A 21781-nucleotide genomic window follows, 5' to 3' on the forward strand; every position below is an offset into this window, starting at 1 on the left:
GGTGACGATATGAATTTTAATAAACGACTTATTATTCAATTTATCATGCAACACGTTTTTGTTTTAGTTACATTACTTATCGCTGTAGTTGCTGCTTTTACTTATTTAATTTTTCTTCTTACTAGTACTTTATACGAACCTAATATTCCAGATTCTGATAGTTTTACAATTTCAAGATACATCTCTTCAGAAGATGGGCATATTTCGTTGCAATCTGAAGTGCAAGATTTAATAAAGGAGAAAAATGATTGGCTCCAAGTTGTAGATGAAAACGGAAAAATCCTCTACCACTTTAATACACCAAATGATGTTCCGAATGCTTATACGAAGACATCTTTAGTCGCATATATACAACATCATATCGAAAGTAATTATAAATTTACATATTGGGAAATTGAATTAGAAGAAAAGAAAGTACTTGTTATTTATGGTGGTATGTTAAAAAGCAATGCGTTACTGACAGCAATTCAAAAGGAGCACTCCTCTTTAACGATGGATTCATTCACATTAACAGATCAAGAAAAACAATTACTGTCTAAAGAAAAAGCAGCACTTCAAATATTTAATCAAAATGGTGAAGAGGTTTTTGCCTATCCAACTGGAAAGAAAAAAACATTTTCAGCAATACAAATCGCCCTTAATGAAAAAGAACCGTGGAATCATAAAGAAAACACATCTAGCTTTTACGATACAAATAGTGGCAACCTACTCGTTGTAACTGCGAAAAATGAGCACTACTATCCAGATGACGAAATTGAAGATGTATTTACTAAGAAGTTTCTCATCGGATGCGGATTAATCCTTCTTATCGTATTTGTTTATTTAGTCATTCTTTCTATTTGGTACGGTAATAAATTCGGGAAACCGTTATTACATGCGATGCGCTGGCTTAAAAATATCGCTGGCGGAAAGTATGAAGAACCTATTAGTAAAAAAGGAAAACCTGTCAGGTTCCGGCGATCTGGTAAAGAAAAATGGTCATTCCGTTTGTTTAGAGATGTGACAAGTTCACTAGAACACCTTTCTATTACACTCAAAAAAAATGATGCGATGAGGCAAGTACTTCAGCAAACACGAGAAGAATGGATTACCGGTCTAACGCACGACTTAAAAACACCACTTAGCTCTATATATGGATACGCATTATTACTCGAATCGAATCAATATAACTGGACTGATCGTGATATTCAACAATTTGGTAGTGTTATGAAAGAGAAATCTCAATATATGACGACATTAATTGATGATTTAAGCTTAACGTATCAATTAAAAAATAACAGCCTTCCTGTACAGCACGTAAACGTTGAAATCAATCAGTTCGTCCAAAAAGTATTATTGCAATTTATTAATAATCCAACACTTCAAAATCAAAATATTGAATTCGTACCGAGCTCAAATAAAATTCAATATTTCATTGAAGAAAAATGGTTCCAGCGTATTATCGAAAACTTACTCGTAAATGCTGTAAAACATAATAACGAAACAACTACTGTCATCGTAAAATTATCACAAAACGCTAATTCCTTTACACTCTCCATTTCAGATGACGGAAAAGGAATGGATGAAAAAACGAAAGAACTTCTATTTGAACGATATTACCGCGGAACAAACACAGAAGAAAGCAACATCGGAACTGGACTTGGCCTAGCCATTACAAAACAGCTCGTTCATGCTCATAACGGGACAATTTCCGTTGATAGTGCACTCGGAAAAGGAACGACGATTATTCTTGTATTTCCGTTTCGTTCGTAGGAAAGACGCTATGTGGCGTCTTTTTTTCTTTTCTGGGAGAGTTTTTCGGTAATTGAAATTATGTGGATCGTTTTTTTGAGGTGTTTTAGCGGTATATGAAATTATATCGGCGCAACTCGAATTATATCAGCGATTTTCTAGATATATCGACTTACCGACAATACTAACCTACTTCCTCTACTACTATACAAATTAAAAATAACCCTTCATAACTCACTATGAAAGGTCACTCCATATTTCAGCTATTTCCCTACTAACACAAACACATTCTCATCAGGTGCTTCCATTACTGCAACATGTCCTGATTCTGTTGGAAATGGTTCGCGAATCCATTTTACATCTTTATTATCTTTTAAACTTTCATACGTTTGTTGTACATCTTCTACTAATACTTCGACTTCCGTAAAATTAATATCCGGATGATTGCTTATTACTAACTCCGAACTTTTCTCATCTGGAAACTTCAATCCTATTAACGTCCAAATAACCCCTTCTTCTAATTCTCTTTCTATCATCCAGTTTTGCTTCATTCCCATTTCTTTATAAAAAGAAACTGATCTTTCTATATCCTTCGTATGTATAGATACACATTCTAGTTTTTTGAACATTTTCCTATTTCCCCTTTATGAAAAAGCGAACCATCTCCCAATGATTCGCTCTTACCCTATTATTTTTTCTTCACCGGTATCCAAAGCTCTACTTGCGCAAACTCACTCTTATCTTCGTGGCAACGCTCATCGTATAATTCAAACTCTGTAACGCCGCAATGTTCATAGCCTGAATGCGGGAACCATTCTGAGAATACTGCATTCCACGTTTGGTGAATAGACGATACCATTTCTTCATGAGGAACTTTCGGCGTTGTAAATACTGCATATGTTGCTGCCGGGAAAGTACGCTTTGCAATTTCATTTGGTACATTTTCAAAGTCTGTAACTTCCATTCCGATAATATAAGTGAAGTCCCCTGTTTCTAAATTAAAATCAGTACATAATCCAAGCTCTACCCATTGGCTCGTATCTTTACGATTCGGAATTGTTGTCCCAAGATCTTTTTGTAAATATTCTTGCCAAAATGCTGGAATGTCTTGATGGTTTTTCCCTTCTTTACTTGTCGTCTTCAATTCATAACCCGCCACTAAAAATTCTGGTTTATTTACAATACGATATTCCATTTGTATGCCCCCTAAATACGGATTTAATTTTCTTTGCTTTACATTCACTCTGTAATACATCGGTGTTTCGATTTCTTGTTTTCGATATTCACTCGGTGTCATTTGAAATAATTTTTTAAAGGCTCTCGTGAACGTTTCGTGAGATTGAAAGCCATGTTCAAACGCGATATCAATAACTTTTTCATCCGTATGAGAAAGTTGATAAGCTGCCCGGGCTAACCTCCTCTTTCGAACATACTCCATTACTGTATCACCTACTAATGCCTGAAATACACGATGAAAATGCGACTCAGAAAAACCTGCAATGCGAGCTAAATTACGCAGCGTTTGTTTTTCCATTACATCTTCCTCAATATAATCAATTGACCTTTGAATTTGTGTTTCATAGCTTTCCATCTCTGTTCACCCGCCTTATATGTATTATGATAAAAGAGAACGCAATCCAATTCTTGACGTTTTTTACTATAATTCCATAAAAAATTGTAACTTTTTTATATGTATTTCGTTGTTATGTATGAAGGAAGGGAAATTAGTGAAACGCAAACAATCATTAGAAGACATTTATTCAGATCATATGCATGATTTATTTCGCTATCTTCTCTCCCTAACCGGAGATTCTCACTGTGCGGAAGATCTCATGCAAGAAACCTTTTATCGCATGCTCGTCCATATTGATTATTACAAAGGCGAAGAAATTAGGCCGTGGTTATTTACAATTGCCTACAACGCCTTTATCGATTGGTATCGAAAAGAGAAAAAATATAAAACAACTACAGTGGAAGAATTCCATTTACCAAACGTACCAAGTACAGAACATGAGTATTTCGTAAAACATGAGATTGCTAGTTGGTTAGATAGTTTATCTTCTCTTCCCCTTAAAAGACGAAATGTCCTGCTACTACGAGATTACTATGGATTCTCCTATAAGGAAATAGCAGAAATGACTGGTCTCTCATTAGCGAAAGTGAAAATTGAATTACACAGGGGACGAAAAGAAATGAAAAACATAAAGGAGTGATACAGATGGGATGTGCAGAATTTAAAACACTATGGGAGAAGTATGAAAATGGAACGCTCACGCATGATGAACAAGAACTGTTAGAAAGTCATATTGAGTCATGTGAAGAGTGTGAAGCTTACTTAGATGAGCTGTTAACAAAAACAGAACCAATTAAGAAAAAGTTACCTCCAAAAGATCTTAAAGTTCCTTTTTGGAGGATTAAGTGGAAACATCGTTTACAAACGTTTGGTTTTATATTATCAATTTGCATCGTTATCTATATAATCGGCGGGGTATTATCAGCCTTTTATTTTCAAGCTAATAATGATAAAAGGCTAGAAGAAATTAGAGAGGTTCCTTCGCTTGCACTTGAAGCAACGATCCCAAATAGCCGTGTTATGGGGGGCGGAACAAGTGTAGAAGCTTTTTTCCGTACGAATAGCCAATTTGATTTAGTACGAACCGTCGGTAAAAAAGAAATGCCCCTCGGTACAATAGAAACAAAAAGCTTCTTATCATCTGTAGATGTTACGAAGCGAACTTGGATGAATCCGTTCTATCAACCAAAACTCTTCTTTGTTCACCCAAAAACAGAGCAGGGTGATTATTTAAAGGATTCATCAAAAAAAGTATGGGATACACTTGCAAAAGTACATGATGGAACCGTTGCAGAAGTAGCAATTTCTTTTGATAAAGCTTACACTTTAAAAGAATTAGAACCGCTTTTATATAGCATATTTGAAGCACAAGAACTCCCTCCAACTCCTGTATGGTACGCTTTAGATACAGGACAAGAAAGAAAAAATGTAGATGACTATATCCTACATGGCGGAGAAGCTATAGGATTTCCAGAACATGTAAGATTCCTCGATAATGAAACTGACGGGCAGAAAACGCAAGAAGACAAAGTAACCGAAATGATGCGCGTCCTTTCTATCCATAAAAAAACGGTAAGCAAAATAGCAGCGCTTTCTAAGAAAGAACTAAACTTAGATAAACGTTATCAATATGTAAAAGATAACGGTGTAAAAGTATACGGAATTGTTATTACTGGCCCGTCGAAAGAGTTATTAAAATTACAAAACTCCCCGCACATACGTTATGCGACTCTTGGAGATATTGAGATTTGGAATTGGTTTGATAATTAATAAAAAAGTCGCTAAGAAATTAGTAACATCCTACTTTCTTAGCGACTCTTTCAATATAGTACAAACTGCATATATATTTTATATTTCCCTAACCGAATCCGTAAATAAAGCATGGAATACGTTAACTTCTCCCATACGTAAACATTCCGTTTCAATATCAGATATTGCCGTTCTAGCAACCTCACGCTCTACTCTTACAAATCCTTTTGTATTCATTCGTTTTTCAAATTCACAAATGGCATCCATTTCTACATCGATTGTTTCAAAAGTCCATTCCCTTACATCTTCATCATATGTTGTTTTTAATACGTAGTAATAATAATATTTATCAAGTAAGCTAACAAAAACTCCTAAGTCAAGACGCTCACCTCTTGATTTTCGTATCCAATCAATATCATCATTTAACATCGGTTCTCTTCCATTTAACAACACGTTATATTCTAAACAATTATATAGGTTTAAATCTGTACAATCTGATACATGGTAATCACAAAATGTTGACTCGATTAAAGACAAAACTTCCTTTTGAGAACTTTCGTTTTCTATAAATGTTTCTTTTAGCTCTACAAATCGTTTATGCTCTTTAGATTCTTCGTACAATTCTTCTTCTTTCATAATATTTTTTGGAAAGAATTTGTAAACTATTTCTTTTAATTCATTCATCATTTCAGACTTCGCCGTTTTAGCCATTTTGTAAATCCCCCTATAAAAAAAGAATTCTCACTGCAATAAAGAATCATACCCCAAATATGTTATTAATTAACAAATATATTATATTAAAATAAACAATATGATTCAATTCTGTTTTTTTAAAATTTTTCTGTTATAATGTCTAATTCCGAACATTAAATGTATCATAATATAATAATTACAACAAAAAACGACAAAATTCTTTAAATTAACTTAAAAAATATAAAAATCTATATATAAAGACCGAAAGATTTTAAAGCGTCTATTAAAAATATTTATTATTTTTTACACATTAAAAATTAGTACTTTTTTCACAAATTATTATCAATGGAAAACTTTACGAATTTTATTTTTTTACCATAAAAGGTATTTTTATGATAAAATGAAATAGTATCGTAAAAATGTAACACATTTCTATACGAACAACCCTTTAAAAGAAAAAGGTGTCATCATAATTGATGACACCTTTTTCTTTTAAATCAATTTCACATACATCCCTCTGGCCGCTTTTTCATAAGCTATATCTCTCATCTGTCTTATGTTTCCTGACACAACAGATGCTGGAATAACTTCCTCTTCACGAAGTAACGGCGGATCAATAAGACGCACTTTATTTTTCTGATGTAAATCATAATCGTTTCTATCTTCTTTTACTTTTACATTTGGATGAACTTTGCTTAATAAAGCTTCTACTTCGGGGTCATTACATTGCTGCAATTTCGAAATAAGCTCATCATCTTCAAGAAGAAAATCATCTGCATGAATAATCCTTTTATGAAGAGCTACCTTTAACGTTTTTGCTAACATATCATTTCCGTAAATATTCATTGGTTCCATCAAGAAATCGATTACTTCTTTGTAATACGTTTCTGTAAACCATTCAGCTATTTCGATACTTTGAAGAACCATTTTCCCCTCTACTTCGATGACATCCTCTAAAAAACTGTGAACTTCTTCTAAAGAAATATACCCATATGTATACATATCTCGTAACGTATAATCCACTCGATCTGCGCATAATTCGGGCGCTGACCTTTCCAGTAACGTCCACTTCGAATCATCTAATAAAATATCTTCATAGTTATAACCATGCCTCGCAAGGATCGCTGGAATTTCTGAGTTGTTCACAACAGAACTAAATATCTCTTCATGATAACTTTCATCTTCATTATCAAAAACGTAATCAATCACGTGGGAAAAAGCAGTATGTGATACGTCATGTAGTAAACCAGCAATCTGTTCTTCTACTGAACCACCTAGTTTTTTCACTAATAACATAACACCCACTGAATGCTCAAAACGAGTTACATTCCATTTCTCGTTCATTAAGTAACTTGCGCCTGCTTGATGAATTCCCTTTAGTCTTTGCATAGGCTTACTTAAAAATAATTCTTCTAGCACTGCATCCACTTCAAATTTTCCGTATAGTACATCTGATATGATCACTTACAATCCCCCTTTTCAAGCAAAGTCTTTTTATATTATCTCTTTTTTGAAGAAGCGTAAATATACTATTCTGCAATTTGAATATAAATGTTTTGTTTTTATAAAAAAAGCAGGTTCTCTTATTCTTATCAAGTTCAATCATAAAAAGAAAATATTTTCACACCCCCTCTTTTTTGTTTTAATAGATTTATACATACATATTTATTAAAGAAAAAAGCAACGAATAGAGTCAATTAGAGACTGACTTACAATTATAATATGAAAGGTCGGATAACTATGGACAGTTATTTTCCAAAAGCGGGGAAGTTAATTGGCGGTATCATTATGCTTATTATCTTGCTTTCATCTCTTTGGCTTATATGGATTGGAGAAACGAACATTCGTTACAGCGGGGATCATAAGGGCACGATGCCTTTTTGGTACAAGTGGATCCCTGTTATTGTCGGTATACTCCTTGTCCGTTTCCTACCATTTCATCATAAAAACTATAATCCCCTTCAACAATTTGAACCAAGGCGCATCATAATTCAAACTGCTATCTTATTCTTAAGTGGCTCCCTCTTCACGATTTGTCTTCTCACCACGAACTTTGAAGGAATGGCATTACAATTGTGGTTTATGATATTTAAAATTATTTTATTATTATTCACTCCATTAATGCTGCTTTTGTTTTATAAAAAAGAACGACCAAAGCAAGTAAAATCAACAGGGGATATTAGATGGTATCAGTTTACACCACTTATTGTCATTATAATCTGGGGTTACTTCAACTTCTTTTCTATATTCTCTACACCATTTGTTTCAATGAAAATGGAACCCACGATTTTAATCTCCATTTTACTTGTAGGGTTTCTTATAAATAGTGTACTTGAAGAGATTTTTTATAGAGTTTGGTTGCAAACACGTTTGGAATTATTACTAGGTACTTGGCCGGCTATTCTTCTTACATCATTGTTATGGGCAAGCTGGCATATCGCATTACATGGCTCTGGTCATTGGGATATTGATACAGCTACGGTCATTGTGAACCTTGGTATCGTAGGTCTATTCCTTGGATATTTGTGGGCGCGTTATCGTAAGGTATGGGTAATTATTATTGTTCATGGATTAATTAATGCACATCCACAACAACTAATTGAGATTATATTTAAGTAAAGAGCGCGATTGAGAAATAAAAAATAAAAGGGATTATACATGATTAATATGTATAATCCCTTTTATTTAACCTTATTCAAACGTAACTTCTACCTGCACAATCTCCGACCTACTACCAAGTCTAAGCGGTGGTCCCCAAAATCCAAATCCAGAAGAAACAATTGCGTGGAACGCGCCTTTTTGTGCGTATCCCCAGTCTAGCTCGTACATTCTTCTCGTTACAATATGATTGGGCGCCATTTGTCCGCGGTGCGTATGACCGGATAATAATAAATCTACACCAGCATCTGCTGCTTGTTTCAACTCAAATGGCTGGTGATCCATTGCGATAACAGGCATCGATTTATCCACTGTACTCATAAGTTTTTCAAAGCTTTGGCGATCTCGCTCTGTTTTATCTCTTCTTCCAACGAGATAAAAGTCATCTTCAATTGTAATCACTTCATCTAAAAGAATACGAATATCAATCTTATCCATCTCTTGTAAAAACTCTGGAACCGCTCTGCCGTAGTATTCATGGTTTCCTAATACGCCATATACACCTAATGGTGCTTTCATTTGTTTCATGATTGGTCCCATATTCTTTTGAATGAACACACCTGGATGATCATCGATAATATCACCTGGCAGCAAAATAATATCAGGTTCCATCTCATTTACATGACGAACAAGTCTTTTTAAATGCGAAACGCCAGACAGTTTACCGAAATGCATATCAGAAGCCATCGCAATACGTAAACTTTTACGCCCCTCTACCTTTTTCGGTATGTGCACCTCGTACTTTCTTACTACCGGACTATACGCATTAAATACTCCATACGCAAAGATAAAGATAAATGTAGCTATCGCAGCCGCCCCTGTCCAAATAATTGCCGCTTCTTTCTCTACTGAAAACTGTAAAAGAAAGACCATAATATCAGCTAATGGCAACAACATAAGCGCATATTGTATGACCGCAAACCAAATCGAACCTATCGTTCGCAGAAATGGCAGAAACTTAAACACTTGCACGAGGATGTACGCATATGAAATAAATGCGACTATGAAAGCATAATATCCCCAAGATTCCCAGCCAAATACCGCATGAAGCCAAACCCATCCGTTCCAGCCGATGTAAAACATAAGTAGTGTGTATATAATTAATATGGTAAATATATTGAGATAACGAAGATTCTTCACAGCCAGCCTCCTTATTGATTTCTTCTATTATAACTTGTTATGCACTTATAACGTAAATATTAAGCACTTCAATCTTCCCAATAAAAACATTGATAAACATATCGTCTTAAAATTTTTAGGAACGGCTGTAATCGGCATTTTAGAGTCTTACGTGTTGGATGAAATTCTATTATCTTTATCCTTCAAAACTCACCTATGCAATTATGCATATACATCTATTCCGTTTTATTTTTATGTTACGATATAAATACAATACGACATATATCGACAAAGATAAAAGGAAGTGATTGTATGAAATGTTCTAAAACATACTTAAAATGTTTAGCATTATCCGCTGTTTTTGCTAGTAGCGCTGTAACTCTTTCAACACCTGCTGCTTATGCTCAAACAACATCACAAGTTGTAACAGATATCGGACAAAACGCAAAAACACATACGAGCTATAATACATTTAATAATGATCAAGCTGATAATATGACAATGTCTTTAAAGGTAACTTTTATCGATGATCCAAGCGCTGATAAACAGATTGCCGTTATTAATACAACTGGTAGTTTTCTAAAAGCAAATCCTACTATAAGTGATGCACCTATTGATAACTACCCAATCCCTGGTGCTAGTGCAACATTACGTTATCCTTCACAATATAATGTTGCATTTAACCTTCAAGATAACAGCGCTCGTTTCTTTAACGTAGCACCTACAAATGCTGTAGAAGAAACGACTGTAACATCTAGTGTATCTTATCAACTTGGTGGTTCTGTTAAAGCTTCTGTAACGCCCAATGGCCCTAGCGGTGAGGCTGGTGCAACTGGTCAAGTCACTTGGTCTGACTCTGTAAGCTATAAACAAACTAGTTATAAAACAAATTTAATTGACCAAACAAACAAAAACGTAAAATGGAACGTATTCTTTAACGGATATAACAATCAAAACTGGGGTATTTACACACGTGATTCTTATCATTCTTTATATGGAAACCAACTGTTCATGTACTCTCGCACATACCTATATGAATCTGATGCAAAAGGTAATTTAATACCGATGGATCAACTTCCAGCATTAACAAATAGCGGTTTCTCTCCTGGTATGATCGCTGTTGTTATCTCTGAAAAAAATACAGATCAATCTAACTTACAAGTCGCTTATACAAAACACGCCGACGACTACCAACTTCGTCCAGGCTTCACATTTGGAACTGCAAACTGGGTTGGAAACAACGTAAAAGACGTTGATCAAAAAACATTTAATAAATTGTTCACACTAGATTGGAAGAATAAAAAGTTGGTAGAGAAAAAATAAAGTAAAACTTTAATGGGTGGGGGGCTTCATCCCCCACTCATTATTTTATTAGTTAAATCAATCGGGTATTAACTGGTATTTTAAAATTTCACATGTTATATTGTGATGCACATTTTGGAATTAATGCAGCAAAATATATAAAGATTATAAAAAATGCACTCAATAATTTAGGTACATTTTTTATTTCATGTTTTATCGTTTTTTATTTTAATTCATAATATTCTTCAATATCATCATCAAACTCATCCCATGCTAAAGACATAATTGGATATGCATCCTTTGACGGTACCTCTATATTTTTATATACAAGGCGAATACGTTCTTTTGGATAACTCTTTTTCTTTAATGGAAACACTTCTATGTACTGAAATCCTTTTTGAAAATATTGATTTAATCCTTCTTTCATTCCCATCGTGAGAATTTCATCTTTATCAGGAATATTTCGTCCAATCCAGTCACATAACATCAATACTGGATATGCATTTCCAGCATACTCATTCACACCCACGACTTTTAGTATAATGTGCTGCTCACTTAATAACCGATACGTAATTACATCTCCAATTTCCAGCTCAGTTTTTAGAATTACTCTTCTTTTTACCTTTTTCGGTTTTTGGAAAGGTGAAACTAAATTCTTTTTTAATTTCTCCAAAACAAGCTCTCTTTTCTTCTTTAATTCCGGTTCTCTCCACCATCGTTTTAAATCTGATTTACTTTCAATAATACAAATGGCTTTTTCCTTAACTTGAGGATTCAATCTTCCTAGTTCCCATTGAATTGCAGCCAACGCTAGCCAAAAAATATTTTCTTCATGTTTTCGTAAAGATGAAATATATGTATTCACCATCATCTCAGTAGCTTCTTCTGAGCTATAGCCTTCACTAATCAAATCTTGGAAATCAAACTTTATATCTTCAGATAGATTATCTTCAAAAATACCTACTCCTGATACATACATTCGGCACCTCTACTCACTAGATTTATAGTAAATCAAATTCACCTTCCAATACTCGAATCTTTTATTTACTAAGCAGTAAATTTACCACATTACCTCAATTAACTTCATCCATGTTTCCAAACACTCTAATACATTCAGCCTTCTTTCCATAGTACTATTTCAACATTATACTCATTTTTTTAAATTGATAGGCTTCAACAATAGACTTAAAACTTATTAATTCTTTACATACAATATCTTTCATATATATCAAAAACCTCTCGTTTATTCTAAACATAAAAAATAAGCATCAAACTTCCTTAATATTAATAAGTTTGATGCTTACTCACAATTATTATTTAAAATATTTTTATCAAACCGTAGATAAACGATGTGGATCACAGAAAGTTTCTGTATCAATCTCGTTTTCCAGCCAAAGGTCAAAGAGCGCACTAATATCTCCATCTCCTTGTTCCATCATATACTCTTTTTCTGCTTGATGAATAGGTAATAACCAAAATAAATCAAGCTCTTTTTCTTCAAAAAACTCCATTAGCTCTGGAGACTCTCCTGCCTCAATAACTGCCGGGCTTACTAAAAGCACATTCATTGAAAAATCAGATTTAGCATCCGCATTAGAAATTGTATCCCCATAATCAAACGAGGTTTCATCTATAAATGGATAATGTGCTAATCCAGCAAGCAAATCAATTATTTCATCATTTTGATTTGTATTTAACCAAATTAATTCTCCTTTAGCACCATTAGTCATATATTCAGCTGACATCCCTAATGTTACATATGTCCATACTGGCCTATCTTCATTTTTCGGGAATTCTAAAACGTATAGCATTCCTTTTTTTAGAGCGGTATTATCTAATTCTACTTTTTTAGCTCCTCTTTCACCCCAGGTATATTCAAGAATCTGACTAGGCTCTCCAAAATGTTCATAGTATTTTTTTCTGAATGTCACTTAATTTATTTTTTCGAAAAAAATTCATTTATGCTCTACAACCCTCTTTCTACTATACAACCTTGTTATTAAAGATAGATTTCTTCTTTCCAACTACTGGATTTAGATTGAACTACTATTAGATTTTCACTTTCCCATTTTAAGGTACCCAAAAATCTTGCATACACCATTTCATTTCCTACCTCTTCCACCAATAGTTGATCTCGAATCTTTAATCCCTTTTCATCATACACTTCACATCGTAGTTGGAAACCTTTAACACGATGAATTCCTTTTAATATCGCTATCTTCTTACGGCTTGGGCTTTTCTTAGGTGTCTTCCCAACTAAAAATATTCCTTCATAGTTTTGCTTCACAATTTCATCTAAAGATTCCTCTATATACCCTTTAACAACAGATGATGAAAGAGTAGAGTTTTCTTCAAGTCCAGGGACAACATATTGGCGTACTAATTTGCAAAACTCTTTGTATTTCTCTTCAACTGAATTTAATGCTAAAAAGTCCATAAAATCATATGGAACATATATACGAATTTCACCCAAAGCTCTATTCACTTCATATGAAATATCAGTGTTTTCGTTAGCTAAACAAAAGACAGTTACTTTTTCAATCTCTCTTAATCCCATCTCAAACTCGCTAACTTTCTTTGAGAAAATTAGCTCAAAAATTCTAATTTCATGTACAAGCAAATAATGTTTTTTAGGACGTTTTTTTTTCCAATCGTAAAACTTTACTTCAAGCAATATAATCCCCCTTACATTTACCATAGTATCCGGTCACTATGATACCTTTTATTAAACTATACTCCTTTTTCATTCTACCTTATCTATATTTTTAATATGCTCTACTCACAACGCACGCTGTGACGTAACAGCCATAAATACATCACTTCTCTCACCTGGTGCTATATACACTCCTTCTGCATCTAAATACTCAATGGAAAAGGCTGCTAGCTCATACGCCATTTCTTGATCGCATTCAAAAAGTGGATTTATAAAAACCTCACTTCCTGTAATCTTTTGTAAATCTTTCAAACAGTTAGACTTACTTCTTGCATAATCAGCCACATTCTCATTAGCCCAAGACCACATCCAACTGTTACTCTTTTCAGACCAAGACCCTATAAAAACAACACTAAATTCAAGTAACACTTGACCATTTTTTTAAACTGTAATATACATCGATCTTGATCATACCAATACTCATCAAAGTTATAGATATTATAATCTAAAATAAATTTTTGCTGTTTACTTTCTAATTTGTCATAACACATAACAAGATAATTCTCGAATTGTTCATCCGTCATTGCCAATTATCACACGCTTCCTTCCTTCAAGATCCTCGCTACAAACAATATATCTTACTCTCTCAAAACCTATATAAAGTAAAACTTTAATCAGCCCTTACCAATTGGGCTTTTACAGGCAGCCCGCCCCCCCACATATCATATACGTTTCTACCACTAAGCTATCTTAATATATACAAAGAAACAAGAGCTTATATAAGCTCTTGTTTCCATAAATAGTTTCTTTACTCAGTCCAATTTATTTTATCACGATAAATAAATTCAATATTACACAAATGCACCCCAACCATCTGTATATCCACCAAACTCTTCACCCAGTTTATTCAATTCCTTTTGCATCTCTACAATATCCTCATAAATTAAGAACATTTCTTTAGAACAAGTACATGTCCAATCTTCAAATTCTTCATTAAAATCTAATTCACAATTTAAGTCCAATGCTTGTAATCTACCAATTACTTTTTCTCCATTACCTTGATCAGGAATTGCAATAAAGAAATCTACTATGTGTTTTTTATTAAAATCTATCCCTTGCTTGTATAACATATTTAACACTTGTCCATCTTCATCTTTTGGGAATTTCATTATAATAACCTCCTATATACCATTAAAACTCTTATTTTTATGCGAATAATGCCTCTTATCCGTAAAGTTACCGAATTCTATCCCTTTACAGACACTAAAATCATCATCTACAACATTACTTTCTGTAAAAGAGAACCGCTTTAATCTACACAATATTGCTATAAAACTTATTGTAGTTACATCCCCACAACTAAAAATATTTAGGACCTCTAAATATTAAATAGCAGAAAAATCTTCAATACTATATTAGCACTCAAATCTACTATAATCCTCAAAATGAGTAACTAAATTTGTCTATCCTAGTTCCATATTAAAAAGAAAGTTTTCAAATAACTCCAATTCAAATTTATCCCTCGTCTTTAAATACTCTTTCTTTTTCTCAATGATTTGTTCTAACATCTCTTCTTTATTTAATAACAAGGCTAATCCAATAGCATTTTGTGCTCGAGCCCCATCAAATATTGTCCCTATTAATCCAGCCTCATCATCATCTCTTACACATAAATCAAATACATTTTCCACATCTACATACTTATCAATATATGGAATGAAGTATTCCTTAACTTCTTTTAAAATATCCATAGTAACAGGTAAAATATCTTCTTCCTTTTCAACACGCCACCTTTTTTGCTCCCTATGGACTAAATTCCCTAACTCAACCCCAATCGTATAGGTTTCCTTTTTCTCTTTAATTGTTAAACCTTCATCCCATTGATTTTTCATATTTTCTAATTCGTCAAACCGAATTCCCACATCCACCATCACATGAAAATCTTCTGGGTGATTGATAAAGGCTAAATGTATACTGATTTTTCCTTTATCAAATTTTTTCACCAGGTCTTGTTGTGTAATCCTAGTCTTATAACCGTCTTCTTTTAACTCTTCACCTAGACCTTGCAGTAGCTTTAATTTTAATTCTTTTTTGTTCATATAATTCCTTCCGTTCTCTATTTTGATTTATCCCACGAGGATTAGATACATGTCCCATCCTATATATAAAGAAAAAAAGAGCCTATATTCGCTCTTCCTTCATATACACATTTAACAAATGCATCTTTCTAACCACTAACTTTTCTGGTGATATATTAATAGCCTCTAAAAGCAAACTGAATATACATGTATGTACCAACACCATAAATAACAAAAGCAACTATAGTAATTAGCCAATTTTCACTATTTTTTTGTACATACTTCGAGCATGCCCAAATAAGAAGTAAAATAATTAATTGAATTGCAGTCACTTTTGAGACAGCAAATATAGTAGTTTCCGTAACAAATACTACCCATGTCCCGAACAACATCCGAATACAAAAAATAATCGCCCCAATACGTGTTTCAGTATATTGTTTATTTATATTTATAAAAAATATATCTTGCAACATAACAGTTAATGTTAATACAACTACTAAAGCCAAGATAGAAATGAATTCTAAAAATTCTATAAGCACTTTTAGTCTCCCTTTTGACATCATTTTATTATAATTTTCATTAAAGATTCTTACTATCATGTAACTAGGTCTACAAATACCCTCTCATTATCTATACAGTTTTCGCATACATAATATGAAAATAACAGCTAAGACCATAAATAATAAGTGCAATCATTGTAATATACCACTTTCCTCCGTACTTCTTTACACACTGCATAAGCCCCCAAAGGCAAAGTAATATAACTGATTGAACTGCTAAAATTTTTAATGTCCCCAATAGTGTGGCTATCATAGAATAGGTAATCCATATACTCAACAACGAACGTATAATTACAAACATAGCACCGATTTTCTGATAATAAAATAGTTTTATACTACCCACATAGTAATCTTGCAAAAGAATAATAGATGCTACTAAAATATTCAAAACCAAAATCATAATAAATCCCAAAAACTCTATCAACTCTAAATTCTCCTTCATAAATTTATTTACGATTTCCTATCGCATCAAAAGTTAACAATTCACTCCGGAATTTTACAAGTTACTTTTTCAAAAATACTAGCTAATATTCCAATAATCATCAAAGAGATTATTATTCATACATTCATTTTATTACTCAAGGACGACCTATTTAACAATCCAATTTTTTAGCGGACTTGAAATTTATCATCGATGTCCTCATCTTTACTAAAAAAAGCGTTACATACGAATCCCAACAAACAATCTCAAGTGTTGCTTGGGGATGCTGAATCTTTGGACTTGGTACCCAGAGTTCTTCGTTTCCATTTGCATAGGGTTCTACAAGCAAGTTATTAATATCAATGTTTATAGACTTATCAAAAGCAGATAGTACGCCCCAAATAAATTGAGGATTATATTTCTTTACGAGATCTGAGAGATCTTCACCTGCTATCCAAACTATTGGATGAGACATTTCAGGATAATCTCGTATAACTCTCTCTTCCTGAATTGTGGCAATCTCCAAATCTGTTATAAGCCAATTAAATTCTTTTTCCTTACCTTGAAATGAGTCAAAAACAGAAGCTAAAACTGTATGTTCAGATCCATGTAAAATGAAGTTCATACAATCCCTCCACTTAGTAATAAACGATACATATCCATCAACGGTTCTGTTGTAAAGTTTTTTGTAGACCCCTTGTCCTATCGCTAGCTTTCTTTTAACGAGGCGGCAAGGTTCACTTTGTGTCACAGGGCAATTTCTCCACCAGTTTCCTGTCAGTTACTAGGCGATTTGGCTCTCCTAAGTTGGACTTTCACCAATAAGCAGTGCCTAACTAAAAAGAAAGAAGAGTTGCTATGGACTCCTCTTCCTACTAAGCATTTCTTAATTTATTTCTCATCCTCTAATTCTTCTACATCATATGGTAATCCTTCATTCGCAATAAAAATGGGACCATTTGCTACATCAATACGAAGTGCCCATGGAGCTGCTAATCGCTTATAAACATTTCTCCAAAATACTTTCATACTTAAATATAAACTTCCTCTTTCCAACTACTGGATTTCGAATTAACTACAATTAAATTTTCGCTTTCCCATTTCAATGTGTCCAAAAATCGGCCATAAACCATTTCATTTCCTACCTCTTCAACTAGTAATTTATCTTTAATTTTCATTCCCTTTTCATCATATACCTCACATCGAAGTTGAAAACCTTGGACGCGGTGAATTCCTTTTAATATCGCTATCTTCTTACGGCTAGGACTTTTCTTAGGGGTTTTCCCTACCAAAAATATCCCTTCATAGTTTTGCTTTACTATTTCATCCAATGACTCTTCAATATACCCTCTTACAATATTTGGTGATAGATTTGAGTTTTCTTCAAGGACAGGTATTACATATTGGCGCACTAATTTACAAAACTCTTCATATTTTTCTTCAACTGAATTAAGTGTTAAAAAATCCATAAAATCATATGGGATAGATATATCAATTTGATTCATATCCACCATGACCTCACAGAAATCACCTTTATTAACCTTAGCTAAACAAAATACTTCTACAAATCCAATATCATTTAGTCCTAAATCAAATTCTCTTAACTTTCTAGAAAAAATCAATTCAAAAATTCTTATTTCATGAGCTTGTAATTTCTGTTTCTTCGATCTATTTTTACGCCAATCATAAAACACAACTTCTATCATTTGTTAGTATATCCTCCCTATTCTTACCACCAAGATTGTGGTCTTTTATGATTGTCTACAGCTATGCCTTTGACATCACTCTTTACCCCATTACCCCATGCATCCTATTCGTACGTCGCCACGAGGATTATATTTCTTTACGAGATTTGAGAGATCTTCAACTGCTATTTAGACTCTTCGCTTTTATTTTAAATTAGACCTCAATAAATTAATCTATTTAAATTTATTCATAGTGAGCTGCCGCCAATAACACCTGTGCAATAAAGCCCCATGATATATTTTTAGGCATCTCTTCACCTCTGTTTTGGTAGGATCCCTCACAATCATTTACCCATGCTTCCATTGATTCTAAGTAATCCTCTAACGTTATATTCTCCCACTCATCCTGATTTTCTTTGAAATCTTTTTGAAGATGAAACAAAAACTCTAATAATTTTTCTTTTGAATCTACATCACTAATTAACTCATAAACATCCATATCATTACTCCTTCCACATGCCCCTTATTTAGGGACTACATTCATTTCATTCCATCTCTAAATTCTTCCTGCACCGTCTTAAATTCTTGCTCATATTTCCTTATTTTTTCAGCATCTGTCTTCGAATTAAGGAAAGGTCTTTTTCTACCAATCATCATAATATCTTTTCCTTCTGTGGACTCCATACGTACATATGGTTTAAAAAATTCACATTCTGTATTTTGTAATACTACCGATAATTTAGCGTATTCTTCCATAGGGAATTGATTAGATACATTTAATTTCTTAAGTCTTTTCAAATTCATTAATGGCTCTAAAGAACGATCTTGAACTTTAATATTCATTAAAGTTAACTCATTTAATCGTACTAAATCACCAATTGGCTCCAGCGTTTTTACATTAAGTGCTTTTGTTATCCCGCCGCCTAAATAAAGACCGCCTAAGTTCTCTCCATCTTTCATTGGTGTTAAGTCTTCTAATTTTGAAAAGTCTTCTATTAATAGATAAGAAAGATTTTTATTATAGCTCAAATCCCATAAATCAGTATTTTTAGTATTCCAACACAAATATACTTCCCTAAGATTAGACATCATCTGTAGAATCGATAAATTTTCTACTCTCATTTTATAAACATATAGTAATTCAGGATTAACATGCGTCATAATGTTATCAAATTGCTCCTGATTCACTGCAAAAACCCATAATTCCTTAATTTTCAACTTACCTAAAAGCTCTATATTCTTTGTTTTACCGCTAATAGCTATCTCTTGTACATCTTCATTTATTCCAGCCAAATCTTTAAGAATGCGTGGCTGTTCACCTATTGGAAACATTAAATTCTCTCCTTCACAGACTATTTACATCCAGCATCCCTTCAGTCTTTCCTGAAGGGAAAAAACTAACAATTGTTAAAAGTGCACTATCATATTGGACCTTCTCGAATGTAAAATCCATAATACACCTTCTTTTCTCTCAAGGTCATAATTATTTTATTCCCATTTCATCTTATTATTTTCATTTAATACTTCGATATGAGTATCTACTATATCCCCTCTTTCATATCAAAAACTTGTAAAATATCCTGTTCTAACTTTATTGCATTAAAATCAGACTTTGCCCTTTTACCCAATATCCTAATAGATTGAATAATGTTTTTGATTATTAATATTTTTCTCCCTGAATCATCTGCCAACAAAAATGTTTCATAATCAATCCTTAATCTAAAGTCTGCTACTTTACTCTTCTTTTTAAAAAGCTTTCTTTCTTTAAAGAAACCCGCAGCTTCATATTCCGGAGTTATTTTAACCACTATAGGAATTATAGATATTTTTTCTACCTCACTCCCATAATTATTATTATTTAATTTTTCAAGTTCACTGCTTATTTCTGAAATAATATTTATAAATTCTTCAGCAATGTCACCTTCTAATTCACCACTCAAAAAAAACCTCATAATCACTCATCCTTTTCAATTATTACTTTTATTTAGCGGGGGACGCTTTCTATCTGTTTCATATAATGGATTGATGGTGCCACTCTTTCTCCTACCTTATATATCTTTTTATAGGGATATACTTTTAAATTTTACGTAGAATATATCTTTCAGGCGGGCCGCTCCCCTGCTCAGCTTGAAAATATAATAATTTACTCGGTATGCATGAAATTAAACAAGGTAAACCACACCAAATAACTTTTTCTATTGCACATTCTAATCCCATAAAACTCCCATCAATTTCACTAATAAGGGACATTACGTAACAAGAATCCTTTGCTCCATATTTTTTTAATTGCGTTGATATTCCTTCAGCATACACCATATTTTTTGGGATAGATTCAAAATACATAGAATTTAAGATAGTGTCATGGTTATGCGCCAAACGCCCTAATGCCTTCACTCTTTTTTTAGGTGAAGTTAGTTCAAAAATAATTCTATCCTGGATTTTTTTTTGAAAAAAACTCCTAACTATGAGTTCTTCATATTCTTTATCCATGTATCTTTTATCCTCCTATATTCTTAAAGTTACCTTTTCTGAAAAATATAAGTGGTGCGACTGCCTATATATCTATTAATTAACTTTAGACATATCCGCTTCCATCTATTTCGTATAACAAGTTAATGCTGTCCCCACTATTATAGAAGTAATATGTTATTTAAAATAAAAAGTGCATCTCAAAAATTACCTGTTTAATTTTCGAGATGCACTGAATCTATACAACTTTATATTCCACTCATCATTAAAAAGAATATTAGCAATGAATTAATTTTATAATCCTAGAACGACATGTATAAAATATTACTACTTTCAATATTTGCATTGTCATTCCTTTATTGCAGACCAGCATAGTTTTCAACTAAAGCTTTCCTATACCTTTTTCCTCCATCACGAAAAATTTCTTTATGGTACTCCTCCGTTTCAATAAGAAAATCAGAAAGAGTCTTCCATATCATGGAATCAATCATCTGCTCTCTATAAATATCTTTTTCACTAATTAACAATGCCACTTCATTATGAACATCGATCACCAATAACACCTTTCCAGAAGAAAATAGTATATACAGTACATAATGATCACGCAGTGATAATCCGAACTCTTTTCCATCCTTTTCTTCCCGCCATGTGACTATATCCCAATATTCTTCTGATGATATATTCATATCAAACTTTGCTGCTTTTTTTACATCTTCATCATAACATCTACTCTTAGTCCAAAATAGAAAGGTTCGATATTGAAAGGTTTGTTTTGTACATATATATGCCGTACGCTCTCCTAAAACTTCGCCTATTTGTTTTAACGAATCAAGAAATTCATCTTCATCAAATTCATAGTCACTAAATAACAACACATATTTATCAAGATCACCTCTTACTACATACTCTGGTAAACTTTTTTCCATATCTACTATCTCGGCAATCCTTGTATAAACAGAACTATACTCGTTCTCGGTAAGCTGAAATAAGCTATCTATTTTTTTCAACCTTTTTCCCCTTTCCCTTTAACCTAAACTTAATAACGTACAACCCATACCTACTTCGCTCAGGTATCGACTTTACTTTTCTT

General features: G+C 33.0%; 25 protein-coding genes and 2 pseudogenes. 6 read left to right on the forward strand and 21 right to left on the reverse strand.

What is annotated here, in order from left to right:
* The first annotated feature begins 9 nt into the window (after nt 1-9).
* Entirely contained in the window at nt 10-1752 is a 1743-nt protein-coding gene (locus MR170_RS05695; protein WP_242307625.1) for a sensor histidine kinase, read from the forward strand.
* A gap of 242 nt (nt 1753-1994) precedes the next feature.
* On the opposite strand, the gene MR170_RS05700 is transcribed toward MR170_RS05695, so the two are convergent.
* The gene (locus tag MR170_RS05700; protein ID WP_000473644.1) at nt 1995-2360 is read right to left on the reverse strand and encodes a VOC family protein; all 366 of its coding nucleotides are present in this window, start codon (nt 2358-2360) and stop codon (nt 1995-1997) included.
* Between the two features lie 59 nt (nt 2361-2419).
* Entirely contained in the window at nt 2420-3322 is a 903-nt protein-coding gene (locus tag MR170_RS05705) for an AraC family transcriptional regulator (protein WP_000446841.1), read from the reverse strand.
* 136 nt (nt 3323-3458) lie between these two features.
* On the opposite strand from MR170_RS05705, the gene MR170_RS05710 reads away from it, so the two are divergent.
* Together MR170_RS05710 and MR170_RS05715 are read left to right on the forward strand one after the other, a co-directional pair.
* Nucleotides 3459-3944: an RNA polymerase sigma factor gene (locus MR170_RS05710; protein WP_242307627.1), complete on the forward strand. Its 486-nt coding sequence runs from the start codon at nt 3459-3461 to the stop codon at nt 3942-3944.
* 5 nt (nt 3945-3949) lie between these two features.
* Nucleotides 3950-5074: an anti-sigma factor gene (locus MR170_RS05715; protein ID WP_242307634.1), complete on the forward strand. Its 1125-nt coding sequence runs from the start codon at nt 3950-3952 to the stop codon at nt 5072-5074.
* Between the two features lie 78 nt (nt 5075-5152).
* On the opposite strand, the gene MR170_RS05720 is transcribed toward MR170_RS05715, so the two are convergent.
* A complete protein-coding gene (locus MR170_RS05720) occupies nt 5153-5764 on the reverse strand; it encodes a hypothetical protein (protein WP_242307636.1) in 612 nt (203 codons plus the stop codon).
* A gap of 474 nt (nt 5765-6238) precedes the next feature.
* Nucleotides 6239-7210 (reverse strand): HD domain-containing protein, encoded by a 972-nt coding sequence (locus MR170_RS05725; RefSeq protein ID WP_242307637.1) that lies wholly within the window; start codon nt 7208-7210, stop codon nt 6239-6241.
* Nucleotides 7211-7486: 276 nt separating this feature from the next.
* Here MR170_RS05725 and MR170_RS05730 point away from each other — a divergent pair, with 276 nt between their 5' ends.
* Complete coding sequence (locus tag MR170_RS05730) at nt 7487-8365, forward strand: CPBP family intramembrane glutamic endopeptidase (protein ID WP_242307638.1); 879 nt, start codon at nt 7487-7489, stop codon at nt 8363-8365.
* Nucleotides 8366-8437: 72 nt separating this feature from the next.
* Here the strand turns inward: MR170_RS05730 and MR170_RS05735 are convergent, their stop codons facing one another.
* Entirely contained in the window at nt 8438-9544 is a 1107-nt protein-coding gene (locus tag MR170_RS05735; protein WP_242307639.1) for a metallophosphoesterase, read from the reverse strand.
* A gap of 34 nt (nt 9545-9578) precedes the next feature.
* Here MR170_RS05735 and MR170_RS32445 point away from each other — a divergent pair, with 34 nt between their 5' ends.
* Nucleotides 9579-9791: a hypothetical protein gene (locus MR170_RS32445; RefSeq protein WP_050842825.1), complete on the forward strand. Its 213-nt coding sequence runs from the start codon at nt 9579-9581 to the stop codon at nt 9789-9791.
* 44 nt (nt 9792-9835) lie between these two features.
* Nucleotides 9836-10846: a beta-channel forming cytolysin CytK2 gene (gene cytK2, locus MR170_RS05740; protein WP_242307658.1), complete on the forward strand. Its 1011-nt coding sequence runs from the start codon at nt 9836-9838 to the stop codon at nt 10844-10846.
* A gap of 202 nt (nt 10847-11048) precedes the next feature.
* Here cytK2 and MR170_RS05745 read toward each other — a convergent pair whose 3' ends face one another.
* From MR170_RS05745 to MR170_RS05820, 16 genes and pseudogenes are all read right to left on the reverse strand, one after another.
* Nucleotides 11049-11804, reverse strand: coding sequence for a hypothetical protein (locus MR170_RS05745; protein WP_242307662.1), 756 nt, complete (start codon nt 11802-11804; stop codon nt 11049-11051).
* Nucleotides 11805-12156: 352 nt separating this feature from the next.
* Nucleotides 12157-12636 (reverse strand): suppressor of fused domain protein, encoded by a 480-nt coding sequence (locus tag MR170_RS05750; RefSeq protein ID WP_242307669.1) that lies wholly within the window; start codon nt 12634-12636, stop codon nt 12157-12159.
* A 188-nt stretch (nt 12637-12824) separates the two neighbouring features.
* Nucleotides 12825-13499 (reverse strand): hypothetical protein, encoded by a 675-nt coding sequence (locus MR170_RS05755; protein ID WP_059304023.1) that lies wholly within the window; start codon nt 13497-13499, stop codon nt 12825-12827.
* 105 nt (nt 13500-13604) lie between these two features.
* A pseudogene (locus tag MR170_RS05760) lies at nt 13605-14068 on the reverse strand (DUF6882 domain-containing protein).
* A gap of 261 nt (nt 14069-14329) precedes the next feature.
* The gene (locus tag MR170_RS05765; protein WP_017656751.1) at nt 14330-14647 is read right to left on the reverse strand and encodes a ribonuclease E inhibitor RraB; all 318 of its coding nucleotides are present in this window, start codon (nt 14645-14647) and stop codon (nt 14330-14332) included.
* A 294-nt stretch (nt 14648-14941) separates the two neighbouring features.
* The gene (locus MR170_RS05770) at nt 14942-15577 is read right to left on the reverse strand and encodes a hypothetical protein (RefSeq protein ID WP_242307672.1); all 636 of its coding nucleotides are present in this window, start codon (nt 15575-15577) and stop codon (nt 14942-14944) included.
* A 155-nt stretch (nt 15578-15732) separates the two neighbouring features.
* Nucleotides 15733-16095: a hypothetical protein gene (locus MR170_RS05775; RefSeq protein ID WP_016082542.1), complete on the reverse strand. Its 363-nt coding sequence runs from the start codon at nt 16093-16095 to the stop codon at nt 15733-15735.
* Nucleotides 16096-16186: 91 nt separating this feature from the next.
* Nucleotides 16187-16540: a hypothetical protein gene (locus MR170_RS05780; protein WP_016082543.1), complete on the reverse strand. Its 354-nt coding sequence runs from the start codon at nt 16538-16540 to the stop codon at nt 16187-16189.
* Between the two features lie 185 nt (nt 16541-16725).
* Nucleotides 16726-17162 (reverse strand): annotated as a pseudogene (locus tag MR170_RS05785) (hypothetical protein).
* Between the two features lie 266 nt (nt 17163-17428).
* Entirely contained in the window at nt 17429-17566 is a 138-nt protein-coding gene (locus tag MR170_RS05790) for a hypothetical protein (RefSeq protein ID WP_016082545.1), read from the reverse strand.
* Between the two features lie 2 nt (nt 17567-17568).
* Nucleotides 17569-18243 (reverse strand): hypothetical protein, encoded by a 675-nt coding sequence (locus tag MR170_RS05795; protein WP_242307676.1) that lies wholly within the window; start codon nt 18241-18243, stop codon nt 17569-17571.
* 223 nt (nt 18244-18466) lie between these two features.
* Entirely contained in the window at nt 18467-18721 is a 255-nt protein-coding gene (locus MR170_RS05800) for a DUF7660 family protein (protein WP_000383678.1), read from the reverse strand.
* Nucleotides 18722-18762: 41 nt separating this feature from the next.
* Nucleotides 18763-19554 (reverse strand): leucine-rich repeat domain-containing protein, encoded by a 792-nt coding sequence (locus MR170_RS05805; RefSeq protein WP_242307679.1) that lies wholly within the window; start codon nt 19552-19554, stop codon nt 18763-18765.
* Between the two features lie 209 nt (nt 19555-19763).
* Nucleotides 19764-20174: an Imm44 family immunity protein gene (locus tag MR170_RS05810; RefSeq protein ID WP_242307685.1), complete on the reverse strand. Its 411-nt coding sequence runs from the start codon at nt 20172-20174 to the stop codon at nt 19764-19766.
* A gap of 124 nt (nt 20175-20298) precedes the next feature.
* Nucleotides 20299-20712 carry a hypothetical protein gene (locus MR170_RS05815; protein WP_043936596.1) on the reverse strand — a complete coding sequence of 138 codons (414 nt, stop codon included), beginning with the start codon at nt 20710-20712 and terminating at the stop codon, nt 20299-20301.
* A 335-nt stretch (nt 20713-21047) separates the two neighbouring features.
* The gene (locus MR170_RS05820) at nt 21048-21698 is read right to left on the reverse strand and encodes a hypothetical protein (protein WP_242307687.1); all 651 of its coding nucleotides are present in this window, start codon (nt 21696-21698) and stop codon (nt 21048-21050) included.
* Nucleotides 21699-21781 lie beyond the last annotated feature (83 nt).

It is taken from the genome of Bacillus cereus group sp. BfR-BA-01524 (assembly GCF_022662595.1).
In the GTDB taxonomy this organism is placed as follows: domain Bacteria; phylum Bacillota; class Bacilli; order Bacillales; family Bacillaceae_G; genus Bacillus_A; species Bacillus_A thuringiensis_S.